Here is a 14,949-nt window from a genome sequence, read left to right on the forward strand (position 1 = left end):
TCTTCGGAACATCCGCTTCAGCTTGAACACGCGCCTCAGCCTTGGCGTGGCCCTGGTGGTCCTGCTGACCACCATCGCCATTGCCACGGCGGCCCTGCAACTGGTCCGGACCAGCACCAAGGCCTCGATCGAGAGCGAGGAATTCGCCCGGCTGTCGGCCGTGGCGGACACCATCGACCAGAAGTTCGCGAGCTGGCGCACGCTGCTGCAGACCTTCGCCGCCAGCATGGAGGCCGCGGACCTGGCCGATGCCGCGGCATTGCAGCTCTTTCTCGAACGGCATCCTTCGCTGCGCAGGCCCTTCAGCAACGTGGCGATCTTCACGGCCGACGGCGACCTGCTCGCCAGCTTCACCCGGGCCCAGCCGGGCCCCGTCAACATCGCCGACCGGCCCTACTTCCGCGAGACGCTCGCCGCCAGGGCCGGCGTCATCTCCGAGCCCTACCTGAACCGGCTCAGCGGCCTGGCGCAGATCGCGATCACCCAGCCGGTCATGAACGGCGCGGGCGAGGTCCGGTTCGTGATCTCGGCGGCGGTCAACCTGACCGACCGCAGCATCCTCGGCGACATCGGCGACATGAAGTTCGGCGAGACCGGCTACGTGTTCATCACCAACACGAGCGGCGTCATCATCAGCCATCCGCGGACCGAACTGATCATCAACCAGGCCGGACTGAAGGGCACGGGCAATCCGGAAGTGGAGCGTCCGGCCGAGGGCTACGAGGGCATCGCCGAGGGCTACAACCACGCGGGCGTGCACGGCATGTACGCCTTCAAGCGCATCACGCAGACGAACTGGGTCGTGGGCGCGATGTATCCGACGTCGGAGGCCTTCGCCCGCTTCGAGGCGATCCAGCGCACGGCCTGGATCGGCGCCGTGGTGCTCGCGCTGCTCGCGGGCGCGCTGGCGCTGGCGGTGGTGCACCGGCAGCTCGATCCGCTGCGGCACCTGCACCGGCACATGGTCGATGCGGAAAACCTCGCGACCGAGATCGTGGTGCTGCCCGCCTACCCGCGCGACGAGATCGGCGACCTGCGGCGCACCTTCGACACGCTGATGCTGCAGCGCCGGGCGAGCGAGAAGTTCCTGCGCGACATCACCGACAACCTGCCGGCCATGATCGCGCACGTGGATGCCGACGGCCGCTACACCTTCGTCAACGAGGCGCTCGCGAGGAAGCTCGGCCTCAACGCGGTGCAACTGGTCGGCGAGCCCATGCGCGGCCTGAGCGGCATCGGCGAGGACGAGGCTTTCGACGACGCGATCCGGCGCGTGCTGGCCGGCGAGGCGGTGAGCCTCGAGCTGCGCGGCGATCCGCGCCGCGGCGAGCAGGACCGCCATTTCCAGACCGAGCTCATCCCCGAGCGCGACAAGGCGGGCCGCGTGCACGGCTACTACGCCATGACCTCCGACGTGACGGAGCGCAAGCGCATCGAATTCAGTCTGGCGCACAGCGAGGCGCAGGTGCGCACCATCGCCGACAACATCCCGGCGCTGGTCTCGCACGTGGACGCGTCGCTGCGCTACACCTTCGTCAACGCGCAGGTGCGCATGCTGCACCAGGGCCGGGCCATGGTGGGGCGCCTGATGCCCGAGGTGCGCGGCCCGGCGGACTATGCGATCGTGGCGCCCGCCTATGCGCGCGCGCTGGCCGGCCAGGCGGTGGTGATCGAGAAGACCGGCGATCCGGCGCTCGGCGTGGGCGACCGGACCTTCAAGGCGCACTACATCCCCGACATCGACGCCAACGGCGTCGTGCAGGGCGTGTTCGCCATGACCTTCGACATCACCGACGAAGTGAACAGCCGCCGCGCGCTGACCGAGCAGGAAAAACGGCTGCGCGACGTGACCGACAACATCCCGGCGCTGGTGGGCTATTTCGACAACGACGAGAACTGCCTGTTCGGCAACGTCCGGGCGCGGCAGATGGCCGGGCTGGGTGACGGGCCGCTCGAAGGGGTCACGCTGCGCTCGGCGGTGGGCTACGCGGTCTACAAGCAGCAGCTGCCCTACCTGCCCATGGTCCGCGAGGGCAAGGCGGTGCGCTTTCCGGTGCGGGCGCCGCTGCACGGCAAGACCGGCTACTTCCAGGTCAACCTGATCCCCGACAGGAACATCGACGGCAAGGTGCAGGGCTTCTACCTGATGACCTTCAACATCACCGCCCTCAAGCGGGCCGAACTGCGCCAGGCGGAGAGCGAGCGGCGCCTGCGCACCATCACCGACAACCTGCCCGCGCTCATCACCTACATCGACCGCGACGAGCGCGTCACCTTCGCCAACGCCACCTACCGCGACTGGCTCGGCGTGGAACCCTCGGCGATCCTGGGCCGCCACCTGCGCGACGTCGCGGGCGCCGAGCTCTACCTCTCGCGCAAGGCGATGATCGCGCGCGCGCTCGCCGGCGAGCGCGTGGAGTTCGAGGCCCAGACCCGCACCCCGACCTCCGAGCGCATGACCCGCGTCAGCTACGTGCCGGACATGGCGCCCGACGGCACGGTGCGCGGCATCTTCTCGCTGAGCCTGGACATCAGCGCGCTGAAGGCGGTGGAGCGCAAGCTCAGCGACCTGGCGCGGGTCGACACGCTCACCGGGCTCGCGAACCGGCTGGCCTTCAATGAATTCCTGCCGGGGGCGGTCGCGCGGGCGCAGCGCGCCGAGCGTGCGCTGGCGGTGATGTTCCTCGACATCGACCATTTCAAGGGCATCAACGACTCGCTCGGCCATGCCACCGGCGACGGCGTGCTGGTCGAATACGCCCGCCGCCTGCGCGAGAGCGTGCGCGCCGCCGACACCGTCGCGCGGCTCGCGGGCGACGAATTCGTGGTCGTGCTGGAGAACCTCTACACGCGCGAGGACGCAGTGGCCGTGGCCCGCAAGATCGTCCACCAGATCGGCAGCACCCCGTTCGAGCTCGAAGGCCGCAGCCTGCGCGTCACCACCAGCATCGGCGTCGCCTTCCAGCAGGCCGGGGCGGCGTCCGTCGCGCCCGCGGACCTGCTGGCCCGGGCCGACGCGGCGCTCTACCGCGCGAAGTCGGCCGGCCGCAACACATTCGGGTTCTCGGATTGAAAACCGACTACTTTGGTATCCAGCCCGCGCCGCCGTGGTTCGCCAGCGCCCGGCGCCCGTGCTGACAAGGCCGCGCGCGCACCCCAGAATCACCAGAAAGGAGAATCCTCATGTCCCCCACCGAAGTCGTCACGCCCGAGCAGCTGCTGCACGCACTCGAAGTCCAGAGCCGCATGCCGATCCTGCGCATCGGCCAGGCGCTGATGGCCATCGAGGCGATCACCGAGGAACAGCTGCGCGCCGCCCTCGAGCAGCAGCAGCTCGACCGCAACGTGCCGCTGGGCGAGACGCTGGTGCGCATGGGCGTGGTCACGCGGGAACAGCTCCAGAACGCGCTGGTGCGCAAGATGGGCTATCCGCTCGTGAACCTGCACGTGTTCCCGGCCGCGGTGGAAGCCCTGCGCAAGATCAGCCTCTCGGTCGCGCGGCGCCTGCAGGTGATGCCGCTGATGATCCATGACGGCCGGCTGGTGCTGGCGCTCGACGATCCCGCCGGCCGGCATGCGGCCATCGACGAGGTCGAGTTCATCTCGCAGATGAAGGTGATCCCCGTGGTCGGGCAGTGCCTGCTGCTGGACCCGGTGCTCTACAAGGCCTACGCCAAGGTCGGCTCCGAGCTGCTCGATCCCACGCTGGCGCTGCAGCCCGACCTTCCCGCTGACCCCTCCCGGCCGATCGAGTTCGACATGGGTGCGAGCATCGGCACCAGCGAGCTGCTGGTGACCCTCGAGAAGGAGCGCCCCACGGCCCCGCCGGCCGAGGAGGAAGCCGTCGAGCAGTCCGACAACTCGCTGGTGCGCATGATCAACAGCATGATCATCGACGCGCACCGCGAGGGCGTCTCGGACATCCACATCGAGAGCTACCCGGGCAAGGAGAAGACCCGCATCCGCTTCCGCCGCGACGGCCGGCTGCACACCCACCTGGAGCTGCCCGCCAGCTACCGCAGCGCCGTGGTGGCGCGCGTGAAGATCATGTGCGACCTCGACATCAGCGAGAAGCGCAAGCCGCAGGACGGCAAGATCAACTTCTCGCGCTATTCGCCGCAGCACCGGATCGAACTGCGGGTGGCCACCATCCCGACCAGCAACGGCCTGGAGGACGTGGTGATGCGGATCCTGGCCTCGGCCACGCCGATCGCGCTCGACAAGCTCGGCCTCTCGCCGCGCAACCTCGCCGAGTTCACCCAGGCCGTCGAGCGGCCCTACGGCATGGTGCTGTGCGTCGGCCCCACGGGCTCGGGCAAGACCACCACGCTGCACTCGGCGCTCATGCACATCAACACGCCCGAGCGCAAGATCTGGACCGCCGAGGACCCGATCGAGATCACCCAGCCCGGCCTGCGCCAGGTGCAGGTCAATCCGCGCATCGAATGGACCTTCGCCAAGGCGCTGCGCGCCTTCGTGCGCGCCGATCCCGACGTGATCATGGTCGGCGAGATCCGCGACGAGGAAACCGCCAAGACCGCGATCGAGGCCTCGCTCACGGGCCACCTCGTGCTCTCGACGCTGCACACCAACAGCGCCCCCGAGACCGTGACCCGGCTGCTCGACATGGGCATGGACCCGTTCAACTTCGCCGATTCGCTGCTCGCCGTGCTGGCGCAGCGGCTGGTGCGGCGCCTGTGCACGCACTGCCTGCAGAGCCGGCCGCTGCGGCCCGAGGAAGCGGAAGAACTGCTCGCCGACTACATGCATGCCTTCGGCGCGGCGCACGACACGCCGGCCGAACGCGAAGCGGTGCGCAGCGACTGGCTCGCCCGCCATGCGCGCGACGGCCAGCTCCACAGCTATTCGAGCAAGGGCTGCCCGCATTGCGACAACACCGGCTTCAAGGGCCGGGTCGGCATCCACGAGCTGATGGTCATCTCCAGGACGCTGCGCCGGATGGTGCAAAGCGGCGCCCGTGCCGAGGAACTGCAGGAAGCCGCGCTGCGCGAGGGCATGCGCACGCTGCGCCAGGACGGCATCGAGAAAGTGCTCGCGGGGCAGACCACCATCGAGGAAGTCCGCGCGACCAGCAACGTGTAGGGGTCAGACGCCCCGCGCAGCGTCCCAGGCCACGGCCGGCAGCGCGCCCACCGCGGGCGGGGCGAACAGGTAGCCCTGGAACAGGCCCACGCCGAGCGCGCGCAGCGCATGCAGTTCGTCGACGGTCTCCAGGCCTTCGGCCACCACGCGGATGCCGAGCTCGGCGCAGGTGCCGACCATGCCCTTGACGATGCTGAGCCGCACCGGATCGTTGTCGACGTTGCGCACCAGGCCCATGTCGATCTTCACCACGTCGGGCTGGAAGCCGGCCAGCAGCTCGAAGCCGGCATAGGCGGCGCCGAAATCGTCGATCGCCGAGGTCACGCCGCACTTCCGGTAGTCGTGGAACGCGGCCGAGAGCCCCGGCAGGTCGGCCACGCGCTCGCCCTCGGTGATCTCGAACATCAGGCGGTTCACCGGAAAGTTGCAGCGCTCGGCCGCGGCGATGGCGGTGCGGAAGCACTGGCTCCCGCCGACGTCGTTCGGCATGATGTTGAGGCTCAGCCTGGACGCCATGCCCAGCGCCGCGGCCGTCTCGATGGCCTTCACGCGGCAGGCCTCGTGGAACGCGAAGCGCTGTTGCGGCGCCACGCGCGCCAGCACCTCGCCGGCGCTTTCGCCCGACGCGCCGCGCACCAGCGCCTCGTGCGCGAAGATCTCGCGGCGCTCGATGTCGACGATGGGCTGGAAGGCCATCACGAACCCTTCATCGAAGCCGGGCTCGGGGGCACCCGCCGTTGTTCCGGTGGTCACGGTGAGAGGTTTTTCCGGGATGAGGGCGGCTGGTGGAGGATGCACGGTCAGTGCTGAATGTAACCTCCCCGCCCGCGCCCCGGTTCCGGCGTCATCCGGGCGCCGCCGGCAGCGCGAGTTCGATCCAGGTCGGCGCATGGTCGCTCGCGCCCGGACGGCCCCGTACTTCGCGGTCGACGTTCGCATCGACCAGGAAGGGTGCGAGCTCCGCGTTGAGCAGCAGATGGTCGATGCGCAGGCCCGCGTTGCGCGGCCAGCGGTTGCGCCAGTAGTCCCAGTAGGTGTAGATGGCCTCGTCCGGATGGCGCGCGCGGATCGCGTCGGTCCAGCCCTGCGCGAGCAGGCGCGCGAAGGCGGCGCGGCTCTCCGGCTGCAGCAGCGCGTCGTCGCGCCAGGAGGCGGGGTTGTAGATGTCCGTGTCGGTGGGCACCACGTTGAAGTCGCCGGCCAGCACCACCGGCATGCCGCAGCCGTACAGCCGGCGCGCATGGGCGTTGAGGCGCTCGAACCATTCGAGCTTGTAGTCGAACTTGGGGCCGGGCTGCGGGTTGCCGTTGGGCAGGTACAGACAGCCGACGATCACGCCGTCGACCACCGCCTCGAGGTAGCGGCTCTGGTCGTCCGCGGAATTTCCCTCGAGCCCGCGGCCGGTCTCGATCGGCTCCCGCCCGCGCGCGAGGATCGCCACGCCGTTCCAGGAGCGCTGGCCGTGGAACACCACGCCGTAGCCCGCCTCGCGGATCGCCGCGGCGGGAAAGTTCGCGTCGGGCGACTTGAGTTCCTGCAGGCAGGCCACGTCGGGCCGCGACTCGGCGAGCCACTCCAGCAGGCGCGGGAGGCGGCCGTTGATGCCGTTGACGTTGAAGGTCGCGATCTTCAAGGGCGGTGCATGAATGCCTGGATGGTGCCGATCATTGCCGCAAAGCACCCCGCCCCGTGTCGGAGAACACGCCCTCGGCGCTGCAGCGGCTTTCGCGGCCGCGATGGGCCGACAATCGGCGGCCATGAATGCCCCGTCCCCGACGACCACGCCGCGTCCGATCCGCACCGCGGCCACCCTGATCCTGCTGCGCGACGGTGCCGACGGCATGGAAGTGCTGCTGCTGCGCCGCGCCGACAAGACCGACGACCAGAACAGCGGCGCCTGCGTGTTCCCCGGCGGCGTGGTCGACACCCACGACCGCAGCCTGCACCGCATGTGCCGCGGCCTCGACGATCGCCGCGCGAGCGAACGCCTGGGCGTGGCCGAGGGCGGGCTCGACTACTACGCGGCGGCGGTGCGCGAATGCTTCGAGGAAGCCGGCGTGCTGTTCGCGAGCGATGCCGGGGACCGCCTGGTCGCGCTCGACCAGTTGCCGCCGGGCCGGCTCGCGGCGATGCGCCATGCCGCCGAACAGGGCACCGACGCGCTGCTCGCCCTGTGCGAGGCCGAGGGCTGGCAGCTCGCGGTGGACCGCCTCGCCTACTTCAGCCACTGGCTCACGCCGCCGGGGATGCCGCGGCGCTTCGACACCCGCTTCTTCGTCGCGCAGATGCCGCCCGGCCAGCGCGTGCAGCCCGACGGCCGCGAGACCGTCGAGCACCTGTGGCTGCGCCCGGCCGAGGCGGCGAGCGCGCGCCGCGGCCTCAAGCTCATGAACGTGACGCGGCGCACGCTCGAACAGCTCGCGGGCTTCGCGCGCGCGGACGAATGCATGGCATACGCCCGCGCACTGGCGCGCATGCCGCTCAACATGCCGCGCCTGGCCGACGGCCCCGGCGGACGCCGCGCGGTCAACATCGACGAAGCCGCCTACGAGGAGATCGGCCTCGTCGACCCCGACGGCACCGGCCATGGCGGCCGCGCACGCTATGCGCTCTCGCCCGGCCTCGCGACGCAGCTCTCCGCACGCATCCGGCGCGTGGCGGGCGACGGCGGCGACGCGGGTCCGCACAGCTACTTCGTCGGCAGCGAGGAAGGCCCGCTGGCCCTGATCGACCCGGCGCCGCCCGGCTCGGCCGCGGCCGATGCGCTGCGCGCCGCGGCACCGGGCCCGGTGCGCTGGCTGCTCTCGACTGCGCCACGCACGCCCGCAGCGGCCGAGGCGCTCACGCATTGGCAGTCTGCGTGGCCCGGCGCCTCGGCCGCATGGCCCGCGCCCAGGGAGTCGATCGCGCTCGGCGGCGCCACGCTGAAGGTGGTGCCGGGGGCGGAAGGCGCGCCGCGCCAGTTCCTGCTGGCCGAGGAGCGCACCCTCTTCACCGGCACCGCCGACCCGGCGCCCGGCACCGGCGCGGAGTGGATCGCACCCGCGCGCGGCTTTCTCTTCAGGGCTTCCCGCGCGCAGCCCTGAGCGCCGCCGCGGCCCGGGCCGGGATTCGCGCCGCTCCTACAGGCGCTCGCGACCGCCGCTTTCGCCGACGGCCGAAAGCGCCGCGAGGATTCCGGCCATGCGCCTGCACACCTCTTCCGTCTTCGCCCTCGCCCTCGGCGCGCTGCTCGCGGCGTGCGGCGGCAGCAACACCGCCTCGAACGTCGAGGCGCCCGGTACCGACACGCGCGCCAAGACCGCCGCACTCGACAAGGGCGCCGCGGCGCTGCAGGACAAGCCGCCGATCGAGGCGCTCAACGCCTACCTCGACGGCTTCCACTTCTACAGCGGCAACCTGCAGGCCCAGATGGAGGCGCACCACTACTGCGCGGTGCTCAACGAGGAGCTGATCCAGTGCGTGATCTACGACGGCAACACGCGGGCCGCGAAGATCATGGGCGTCGAGTACATCGTGAGCGAGCGGCTGTTCCAGTCGCTCCCGCCGCAGGAGAAGGCCCTGTGGCACAGCCATGTGCACGAGGTGAAGTCGGGGCAACTCGTGGCGCCGGGCATTCCGCAGGCGGCCGAGCATGCGCTCATGGAGAAGCTCGTCGGCACCTATGGCAAGACCTTCCACACCTGGCACACCGACCAGCAGAAGACGCTGCCGATCGGCGTTCCGCAGCTCATGATGGGCTTCACCGCCGACGGTCAGGCCCATGCCGCGATGGTGGCCGAGCGCGACAAGCGCTTCGGCATCGATTCGGCCGAGAAGAAAAAGAGCCGCGCGGACATTCCCGCGCCGCCGATCGCCGAGGGCGCGGACAGCTGGCAGAAGGGGCCCGCCGTGCAGATCGCCGATCCCACGGGCGCAGCACACGCGCATCCGCAGGGCGCGCCGGCCGGCAGGTAGGCGTGCATCCCATGCCCATGGCCAGGTCCTCGCCGCCATGCGCACGGGCCGGGCGCCGCGCTCAGCCGCCGCCCACGCCCACGTTGATCTTGCCGGTGCCGCCGCATGCCTCGCAGGGCGCGCCGCCCTCGGCACGCCCGCTGCCGCCGCAGACGCGGCAGATCGCCTCGCCGGTGCCGGGCACGCCGCGCGGTACCTCGTCGCCGGGCTGCCCCGCGGGCGGCTGCACCAGGTCCACCGATGCGCCCGGATCTTCCTCGCCCGCGACCGATTCCGCGAAGGCGCCGGGCTGGATCTGCCTGACCGAATCCTTGTTGTTCATGGCCTCTGCCCTTGAAGAGTGGAACATCGCGCCAGCATCGGCCGCCTGCGGGCGCGGTGCGACGGCAGGCGTCCACAGGCGCCGTGGGAAAGCACCCACGCCGCGCGGTCCGCGCGAATGCCGATGACCGCCCGCAGCACCACGCCCCGCGGCAGCGCCCGCACCCGCCGCGCCCCGACGCGGAAGGAAGCCGTGCCCCCGCGCGCCGCGGTCGTGCGGCCCGACGACGAGAAGCTCGCCCAGCTGCGCGAGGCGCACCGCCGCGGCAAGGTCGTGCTCTTCGTCGGCGCCGGCATCTCCATGGGCCTGGGCCTGCCGCCGTGGTCCGCGCTGATCGAGCACATGGCGCGCGAACTGGGCATCGACGCGCGCTCCTTCAGCGGCAAGGGCGGCTACCTCACGCTCGCCGAGTACTTCCGGCTGCGGCACGGCAGCATCGGGCCGCTGCGCAGCTGGATGGACCGCGAATGGCACCGCGGCGACGTGCGCGTGGAGAACTCGCGCATCCACGAGCTGCTGGCCAAGGGCCGCTTTCCGATCATCTACACCACCAACTACGACCGCTGGCTCGAGACCGCCTTCGAGCACCACAAGGTGAAGTACACCAAGATCGTGAGCGTGGCCGATCTCGCCAAGCTGCGGCCCGGCGCCACGCAGATCATCAAGTTCCACGGCGACCTCGAGGACGACGCCTCGATCGTGCTCGACGAGAGCAGCTACTTCGCGCGCCTCGACTTCGAGTCGCCGCTCGACATCAAGCTGCGCGCCGACGTGCTCGGGCGTTCGGTGGTGTTCATCGGCTACAGCCTCGCGGACGTGAACATCCGCTACCTGTTCTACAAGCTCTCGCGGCTGTGGAAGCAGTCGGTGCCCGACGTGGCGCAGCCGGTCTCCTACCTGTTCTCGCCCTCGGCCAACGAGGTGCAGCAGGCGGTGCTCGCGCAATGGGGCATCGAGATGATCCCGCTCGCGCGCGACGATCCGTCGAAGGCGCTGGTGGAGTTCCTGGAGGGCGTGGTCGGCTGAGCCGCCGCGCCGTTCGTTCGTTCGTTCGCCGCTCAGCGGTCGGCTTCGGGCTCGTCCGCGGCCTTGCGTGGCGCGTCGGACGGCGGCGGCTTCTCGCCCACCTGCATGCTCTGCGCGGCGTTGGTGCCGATGTCGCGCGAGCCCGGATAGCCGTGGCGCTTGTTGGCTTCGCGGCCCATGCGGCTCCCCTCGGTGGGGCTGTCCTGGCCGACGGCGCGGTTCTGGTCGATGTTGACCGGTGATTGTTCGGGGGTTCGGGTCATGGCTGCTCCTGGCGGCGGTGTCGTGCGCGCATCGCAAAACTTGCCGCAAATTGCGGGGGCCCGTGACGAAAGCCGCCACGGGCGCCCCGCTCAGTGGCTCACTCCGGCTGCGGCTCGGGCGGCGCGGCCGAGGCCGCAGCGCGTGCGGCGAGGCTCTTGGCGCGTGCGTCGCGTGCTTCCTCCGGGGTGAATTCATGGGCGAGGCCGAGGCGGTGCGCGGCGCGCCCGCCCTGCCGGGCGATCTCGCGCTGGCGCTCGGGGTCCATCCTGGCAAAACCGCGCCGGGCGCGCGTGCGCTCTTCTTGATCGTTCATCGAGATGCTTTCCTTCGTCGATCCGCGAAACAGTGCGGGGCTGTGCGCGCAACCTCTGCGCGCAGACCCTGGTTCGGGCAAACGGCGTGCCCGGCCGCGGCGCACCCCGGGGCGCGCCCGGGTGCGCGGAAAGCAGCATCCGCTCAGTCGGCCAGCGCGGCGTCCGCCACCGCATGCGCCTCGGCCAGCGCGCCGAGCTTGCCGTCGGTCGCGGTTTCCTCGGCGAGCGAGGCCTCGAGCAGTTCGAGCGCCTCCATGTGGCCCAGCTGCCGCGCGAGCGTGCACAGCGAGTGGTAGCCCGCGATCTCGTAGTGCTCGACCTTGCGCGCGGCGCCGATCAGCGCCGCATCGAGCACCGGTCCCTGCTCGATCTGGTCGATCAGCGAATCGCCCTCCTCGACCAGGCCGGCCATGCCCTCGCACTTGATGCGCTTGAGCTTGATCTGCAGCAGCTCGGCGATCTGCTCGATGCGCTCGACCTGCCCGCGGGTTTCCTCCAGGTGCGTCTCGAAGGCGGAGGCAAGGCCTTCGTCCGTGGCGGCACGCGCGAGCTTCGGCAGCGAGCGCGTCATCTGCTTTTCCGCGCTGTAGGTGTCGGAGAGTTCGTGGATGAAGAGGTCGGAAAGGTTCTTGACGGGCATCTGTGGTCCTTGGAAAGAAAGTTGGGAGAAGAAAAAAACACGCTGACACCCAGCCATGTTTGGGACGCCCGCGCGCCGGCCGGGCAAGGCCGTTTCGCGTCGGCTTGTCAGCCATCGCCGCACTGCAGAGGGCACGCCGCTTGCCCGTGAAGAAGTGCGGCGCGCCGATGGCGCAGCCGTTCATTTCGATCGACACACATCCGACCCATCCCACACAAGGAGTAGTCCCCATGTTCTCTCACAACAAGCGCTTGCAATACACGGTGCGCGTCAGCGAGACCAACCCCGGCCTCGCCAATCTCATGCTCGAACAGTTCGGCGGTCCGCAGGGCGAGCTCGCGGCGGCCTGCCGCTACTTCACCCAGGCGCTCGGCGAGGACGACCCCGGCCGCAAGGACATGCTGTTCGACATCTCCACCGAGGAACTGAGCCACCTCGAGATCATCGGCACCATCGTCGGCATGCTCAACAAGGGCGCCAAGGGCCGGTTGGCCGAAGGCGTGGAAGAGGAAGGCGAGATGTACCGCACCATCACCGGCGCGGGCAACGACAGCCACATCACGCAGGTGCTCTACGGCGGCGGCCCGCCGCTGGTCAACTCGGCCGGCGTGCCGTGGACCTCCGCGTACATCGACACCATCGGCGAGCCCACCGCCGACCTGCGCTCCAACATCGCGGCCGAGGCGCGCGCGAAGATCGTCTACGAGCGGCTGATCAACTGCACGGACGACCCGGGCGTGAAGGATGCGCTGACCTTCCTGATGACGCGCGAGATCGCGCACCAGAAGTCGTTCGAGAAGGCGCTCTATGCGATCGAGCCGAACTTCCCGCCGGGCAAGCTGCCGGGCGATCCGCGCTTCACGAGCGTGTACTTCCGCATGTCCAAGGGCGACGCGGACCTGCGCGGCCCGTGGAACCAGGGCGAGCGCTGGGAGTTCGTGCCCGTCACGCAGGACTCGGGACCGGTGGACGGCGGCGACGGACTCGCGACGGTCGAACTCGACGATGCCGACGCCGAGACGCTGCAGCAGATGGCCGAGCGCACGCAGTCGCTGCCCGACGGCGATCCGCTCACCGGCGCCGAACTCGGCATGGGCGAAGGACCGGCATCGGGCCCGGCCGACGCCGCGCCGGCCAGCGCGAAGACCAAGAAGAAGTGAGCTGCGAGGCGCGCCGCGGGACTGGCGCCCGCGGCGGCGCCTTCATGCGGGGCGGCACGCTGTTTGCCGTGTAGCCCTCGCGCACCTGGAGGTCTGCATGAACGAACTCAACAGCTACTTCGCCCGCCACCCGCTCGAGAATCCGGCGAACTACCTGGGGACCGAATTCGACCCGGCCGGCGCAGCGGCCTACCGGCTGCGCCTGCGAAGCTGGAAGGAACGCTACCGTGCCCGGCTGCGCGCCGCGCAGCGCGCGCAGAAGCCTTCGGGCGCGGTCTCACAGCGGCAGCGCCAGGGGCCGATGCAGCCGCCCCCGGCGGCTCACTGCCGGTACTCCTTCAACCTGTTGTAGAGCGTCTTCATGCTGATGCCCAGCAACGCCGCCGTGCGCTCCTTGTGCCGCCCGCAATGCTCGTAGGTGGCCAGGATCACGCGCCGCTCGATCTCCGCGAGCTGCGTTCCCACCTCGACCACGAGCCGGTTCGTGCCCGGCGCGAGCATGTCCCCGGCCGCATCGCGCCGGCCGTCGGCTCCGGGCGCCGGCGACGGCGGCGTGCCGGCCGCAGGGGCGGGCAGCCATTCCTCGTCGATGTCGGTGCCCGAGGCCATGACCCAGGCACGCTGCACCACGTTGCGCAGCTCGCGCACGTTGCCCGGCCACGGGTAGGCCTGCAGCCGTGCGAGCGCACCGGGCGTGAACCGCTTCGCGCCGCCCTCCTGCCGCGCGAGGTCCTGCAGGAAGCTGGTGGCGATCAGCACCACGTCCTCGCCGCGCTCGCGCAGCGGCGGCAGCGAGATCGGGAACACGTTCAGGCGGTAGAGCAGGTCCTCGCGCACCGCACCCTGCGCCACCGCCTCCGTGGTGTCGCGGTTGGTGGCCGCGATGATGCGCACGTCGGTCTGCTGCACCTGGGTCGAGCCCACGCGCATGAAGGTGCCGCTCTCGAGCACCCGCAGCAGCTTGACCTGCAGCTCGGGCGGCATCTCCGTGACTTCGTCGAGGAACAGCGTGCCGCCGTGGGCGCGCTCGAAGAAGCCCTGGTGCTGGCGCTCCGCGCCGGTGAAGCTGCCGCGCTCGTGCCCGAAGATCTCGCTCTCGATCAGGTGCGGCGACAGCGCACCGCAGTTCACGGCCAGGAAGGGCTGCTCGCGGCGCCGGCTCATGTCGTGCACCGCGCGCGCCACCAGTTCCTTGCCGGTGCCGCTCTCGCCATGGATGAAGACCGACACCGCCGTGCCCGCCACGCGCGAGATCTGGCGGTACACGCGCTGCATCGGTTGCGAACGCCCGATCAGGTGGCCGAAGTGGCCGGTCTCGCGCCACAGCTCCTGCACCTCGTCGAGTTCGGCGCGCAGCTGCGAAGGCGCGATCAGGCGCGACAGCAGGCCCTTGAGGTGCTGCGGATTGATCGGCTTCACGAGGTAGTCGGCCGCGCCCAGGCGCAGCCCGCGGATCGAGGTCTCCAGGCTCGCCTGGCCCGTCATCAGCACGAGCACCGTGTCCTTGAGCGCCTCGGCATCGTCCAGCAGATCGAAGCCGTTGCCGTCGGGCAGGTGCAGGTCGAGCAGCAGCAGGTCGGCGCGCTGCATCGCGAGCATGCGGCGCGCCGCCGCGATCGAATGCGCGCTCATGACGGTGTGCCCCTCGCGCGCGATCAGGGCGCCGATCATCCGCGCCGAGTCTTCGTCGTCTTCAACAATGAGTGCGTGACCCAATTTCGTCCCCGGCTTGCAGCCTGATCTCTCCGCTCGACTCCCTGAAGCGTCATCCTGCCGCGCCCGCAGGCGCGCTCCGGACGGCTCAATCGTTCATGCCTTGTGCGAATTCATGCACTCGCTCTGTCAGAGACGTCATACGTGCCACCTGCCGCTCCAGCACCGCGATGGCCTCGTTGCGCGTCGCGTCGTCGTCGCAGCTGCGCAGCAGCTCCAGCGCCACGGCCATCGCGCCCACCGGGCTTCGCAGATCGTGCTCCAGGCGCCGCGCCAGCGCCGCGCGCCGCGCCTGGCGCACCTGCTGCGCAGCCAATGCCTGCCGCGCCATGCGGGCCGAGCGCGCCTGCTGCGCGCATGCGAACGCGGCGCCCAGCAGCGCCGCGCATGCGCCGGCCAGGGCCGCGCTGCCCGTGCTCATTGAATTTTTCATGTGACGGAGTGTGCGGC

The 14,949-nt window shown here is 70.4% G+C and carries 15 protein-coding genes; 7 read left to right on the forward strand and 8 right to left on the reverse strand.

The features are described from left to right. The first annotated feature begins 22 nt into the window (after positions 1 to 22). Together M2165_RS24515 and M2165_RS24520 are read left to right on the forward strand one after the other, a co-directional pair. Positions 23 to 3,073 (forward strand): PAS domain-containing protein, encoded by a 3,051-nt coding sequence (locus M2165_RS24515; RefSeq protein ID WP_280817163.1) that lies wholly within the window; start codon positions 23 to 25, stop codon positions 3,071 to 3,073. Positions 3,074 to 3,183: 110 nt separating this feature from the next. Further along, on the forward strand, positions 3,184 to 5,103 hold the full coding sequence (locus M2165_RS24520) for an ATPase, T2SS/T4P/T4SS family (RefSeq protein WP_280817164.1): 1,920 nt from the start codon (positions 3,184 to 3,186) through the stop codon (positions 5,101 to 5,103). A 3-nt stretch (positions 5,104 to 5,106) separates the two neighbouring features. Here the strand turns inward: M2165_RS24520 and M2165_RS24525 are convergent, their stop codons facing one another. Then, on the reverse strand, positions 5,107 to 5,856 hold the full coding sequence (locus M2165_RS24525; protein ID WP_280817165.1) for an EAL domain-containing protein: 750 nt from the start codon (positions 5,854 to 5,856) through the stop codon (positions 5,107 to 5,109). A 91-nt stretch (positions 5,857 to 5,947) separates the two neighbouring features. Beyond that, entirely contained in the window at positions 5,948 to 6,736 is a 789-nt protein-coding gene (locus M2165_RS24530) for an exodeoxyribonuclease III (RefSeq protein ID WP_280817166.1), read from the reverse strand. A gap of 124 nt (positions 6,737 to 6,860) precedes the next feature. Here M2165_RS24530 and M2165_RS24535 point away from each other — a divergent pair, with 124 nt between their 5' ends. Then, complete coding sequence (locus tag M2165_RS24535; RefSeq protein WP_280817167.1) at positions 6,861 to 8,189, forward strand: NUDIX domain-containing protein; 1,329 nt, start codon at positions 6,861 to 6,863, stop codon at positions 8,187 to 8,189. Positions 8,190 to 8,286: 97 nt separating this feature from the next. After that, the gene (locus tag M2165_RS24540; RefSeq protein WP_280817168.1) at positions 8,287 to 9,060 is read left to right on the forward strand and encodes an OBAP family protein; all 774 of its coding nucleotides are present in this window, start codon (positions 8,287 to 8,289) and stop codon (positions 9,058 to 9,060) included. Positions 9,061 to 9,121: 61 nt separating this feature from the next. Here the strand turns inward: M2165_RS24540 and M2165_RS24545 are convergent, their stop codons facing one another. Then, entirely contained in the window at positions 9,122 to 9,382 is a 261-nt protein-coding gene (locus M2165_RS24545; protein WP_280817169.1) for a hypothetical protein, read from the reverse strand. Between the two features lie 123 nt (positions 9,383 to 9,505). Here M2165_RS24545 and M2165_RS24550 point away from each other — a divergent pair, with 123 nt between their 5' ends. Further along, on the forward strand, positions 9,506 to 10,408 hold the full coding sequence (locus M2165_RS24550; RefSeq protein WP_280817170.1) for an SIR2 family protein: 903 nt from the start codon (positions 9,506 to 9,508) through the stop codon (positions 10,406 to 10,408). Between the two features lie 32 nt (positions 10,409 to 10,440). On the opposite strand, the gene M2165_RS24555 is transcribed toward M2165_RS24550, so the two are convergent. The 3 genes from M2165_RS24555 to M2165_RS24565 all read right to left on the reverse strand — a co-directional run bounded on the left by M2165_RS24555 (position 10,441) and on the right by M2165_RS24565 (position 11,626). Then, entirely contained in the window at positions 10,441 to 10,671 is a 231-nt protein-coding gene (locus M2165_RS24555) for a hypothetical protein (protein WP_280817171.1), read from the reverse strand. 98 nt (positions 10,672 to 10,769) lie between these two features. Beyond that, positions 10,770 to 10,985 carry a KGG domain-containing protein gene (locus tag M2165_RS24560; RefSeq protein WP_280817172.1) on the reverse strand — a complete coding sequence of 72 codons (216 nt, stop codon included), beginning with the start codon at positions 10,983 to 10,985 and terminating at the stop codon, positions 10,770 to 10,772. A gap of 143 nt (positions 10,986 to 11,128) precedes the next feature. Then, a complete protein-coding gene (locus tag M2165_RS24565; RefSeq protein WP_280817173.1) occupies positions 11,129 to 11,626 on the reverse strand; it encodes a ferritin-like domain-containing protein in 498 nt (165 codons plus the stop codon). Between the two features lie 230 nt (positions 11,627 to 11,856). Between M2165_RS24565 and M2165_RS24570 the strand changes: the two genes are divergently transcribed. Then, positions 11,857 to 12,786: a manganese catalase family protein gene (locus M2165_RS24570; RefSeq protein ID WP_280817174.1), complete on the forward strand. Its 930-nt coding sequence runs from the start codon at positions 11,857 to 11,859 to the stop codon at positions 12,784 to 12,786. A 97-nt stretch (positions 12,787 to 12,883) separates the two neighbouring features. Next, a complete protein-coding gene (locus M2165_RS24575; RefSeq protein ID WP_280817175.1) occupies positions 12,884 to 13,138 on the forward strand; it encodes a hypothetical protein in 255 nt (84 codons plus the stop codon). Here the strand turns inward: M2165_RS24575 and M2165_RS24580 are convergent. Together M2165_RS24580 and M2165_RS24585 are read right to left on the reverse strand one after the other, a co-directional pair. Next, on the reverse strand, positions 13,108 to 14,502 hold the full coding sequence (locus M2165_RS24580) for a sigma-54 dependent transcriptional regulator (protein WP_280817176.1): 1,395 nt from the start codon (positions 14,500 to 14,502) through the stop codon (positions 13,108 to 13,110). The genes M2165_RS24575 and M2165_RS24580 overlap by 31 nt on opposite strands. Before the next feature lie 85 nt (positions 14,503 to 14,587). Next, positions 14,588 to 14,920, reverse strand: a complete 333-nt coding sequence (locus tag M2165_RS24585; RefSeq protein ID WP_280817177.1) for a histidine kinase dimerization/phospho-acceptor domain-containing protein — start codon at positions 14,918 to 14,920, stop codon at positions 14,588 to 14,590. Positions 14,921 to 14,949: the final 29 nt, after the last annotated feature.

Origin of the sequence: Variovorax sp. TBS-050B (genome assembly GCF_029893635.1) — a bacterium.
Taxonomy (GTDB): Bacteria; Pseudomonadota; Gammaproteobacteria; order Burkholderiales; family Burkholderiaceae_C; genus Variovorax.

Excerpts from the sequence above, each read along its gene's own strand:
- M2165_RS24520 (WP_280817164.1), top strand. The coding sequence starts at position 3,184 with ATGTCCCCCACCGAAGTCGTCACGCCCGAGCAGCTGCTGCACGCACTC.
- M2165_RS24535 (WP_280817167.1), top strand. The coding sequence starts at position 6,861 with ATGAATGCCCCGTCCCCGACGACCACGCCGCGTCCGATCCGCACCGCG.
- M2165_RS24540 (WP_280817168.1), top strand. The coding sequence starts at position 8,287 with ATGCGCCTGCACACCTCTTCCGTCTTCGCCCTCGCCCTCGGCGCGCTG.
- M2165_RS24545 (WP_280817169.1), bottom strand. The coding sequence starts at position 9,382 with ATGAACAACAAGGATTCGGTCAGGCAGATCCAGCCCGGCGCCTTCGCG.
- M2165_RS24550 (WP_280817170.1), top strand. The coding sequence starts at position 9,506 with ATGACCGCCCGCAGCACCACGCCCCGCGGCAGCGCCCGCACCCGCCGC.
- M2165_RS24555 (WP_280817171.1), bottom strand. The coding sequence starts at position 10,671 with ATGACCCGAACCCCCGAACAATCACCGGTCAACATCGACCAGAACCGC.
- M2165_RS24560 (WP_280817172.1), bottom strand. The coding sequence starts at position 10,985 with ATGAACGATCAAGAAGAGCGCACGCGCGCCCGGCGCGGTTTTGCCAGG.
- M2165_RS24565 (WP_280817173.1), bottom strand. The coding sequence starts at position 11,626 with ATGCCCGTCAAGAACCTTTCCGACCTCTTCATCCACGAACTCTCCGAC.
- M2165_RS24570 (WP_280817174.1), top strand. The coding sequence starts at position 11,857 with ATGTTCTCTCACAACAAGCGCTTGCAATACACGGTGCGCGTCAGCGAG.
- M2165_RS24575 (WP_280817175.1), top strand. The coding sequence starts at position 12,884 with ATGAACGAACTCAACAGCTACTTCGCCCGCCACCCGCTCGAGAATCCG.
- M2165_RS24585 (WP_280817177.1), bottom strand. The coding sequence starts at position 14,920 with ATGAGCACGGGCAGCGCGGCCCTGGCCGGCGCATGCGCGGCGCTGCTG.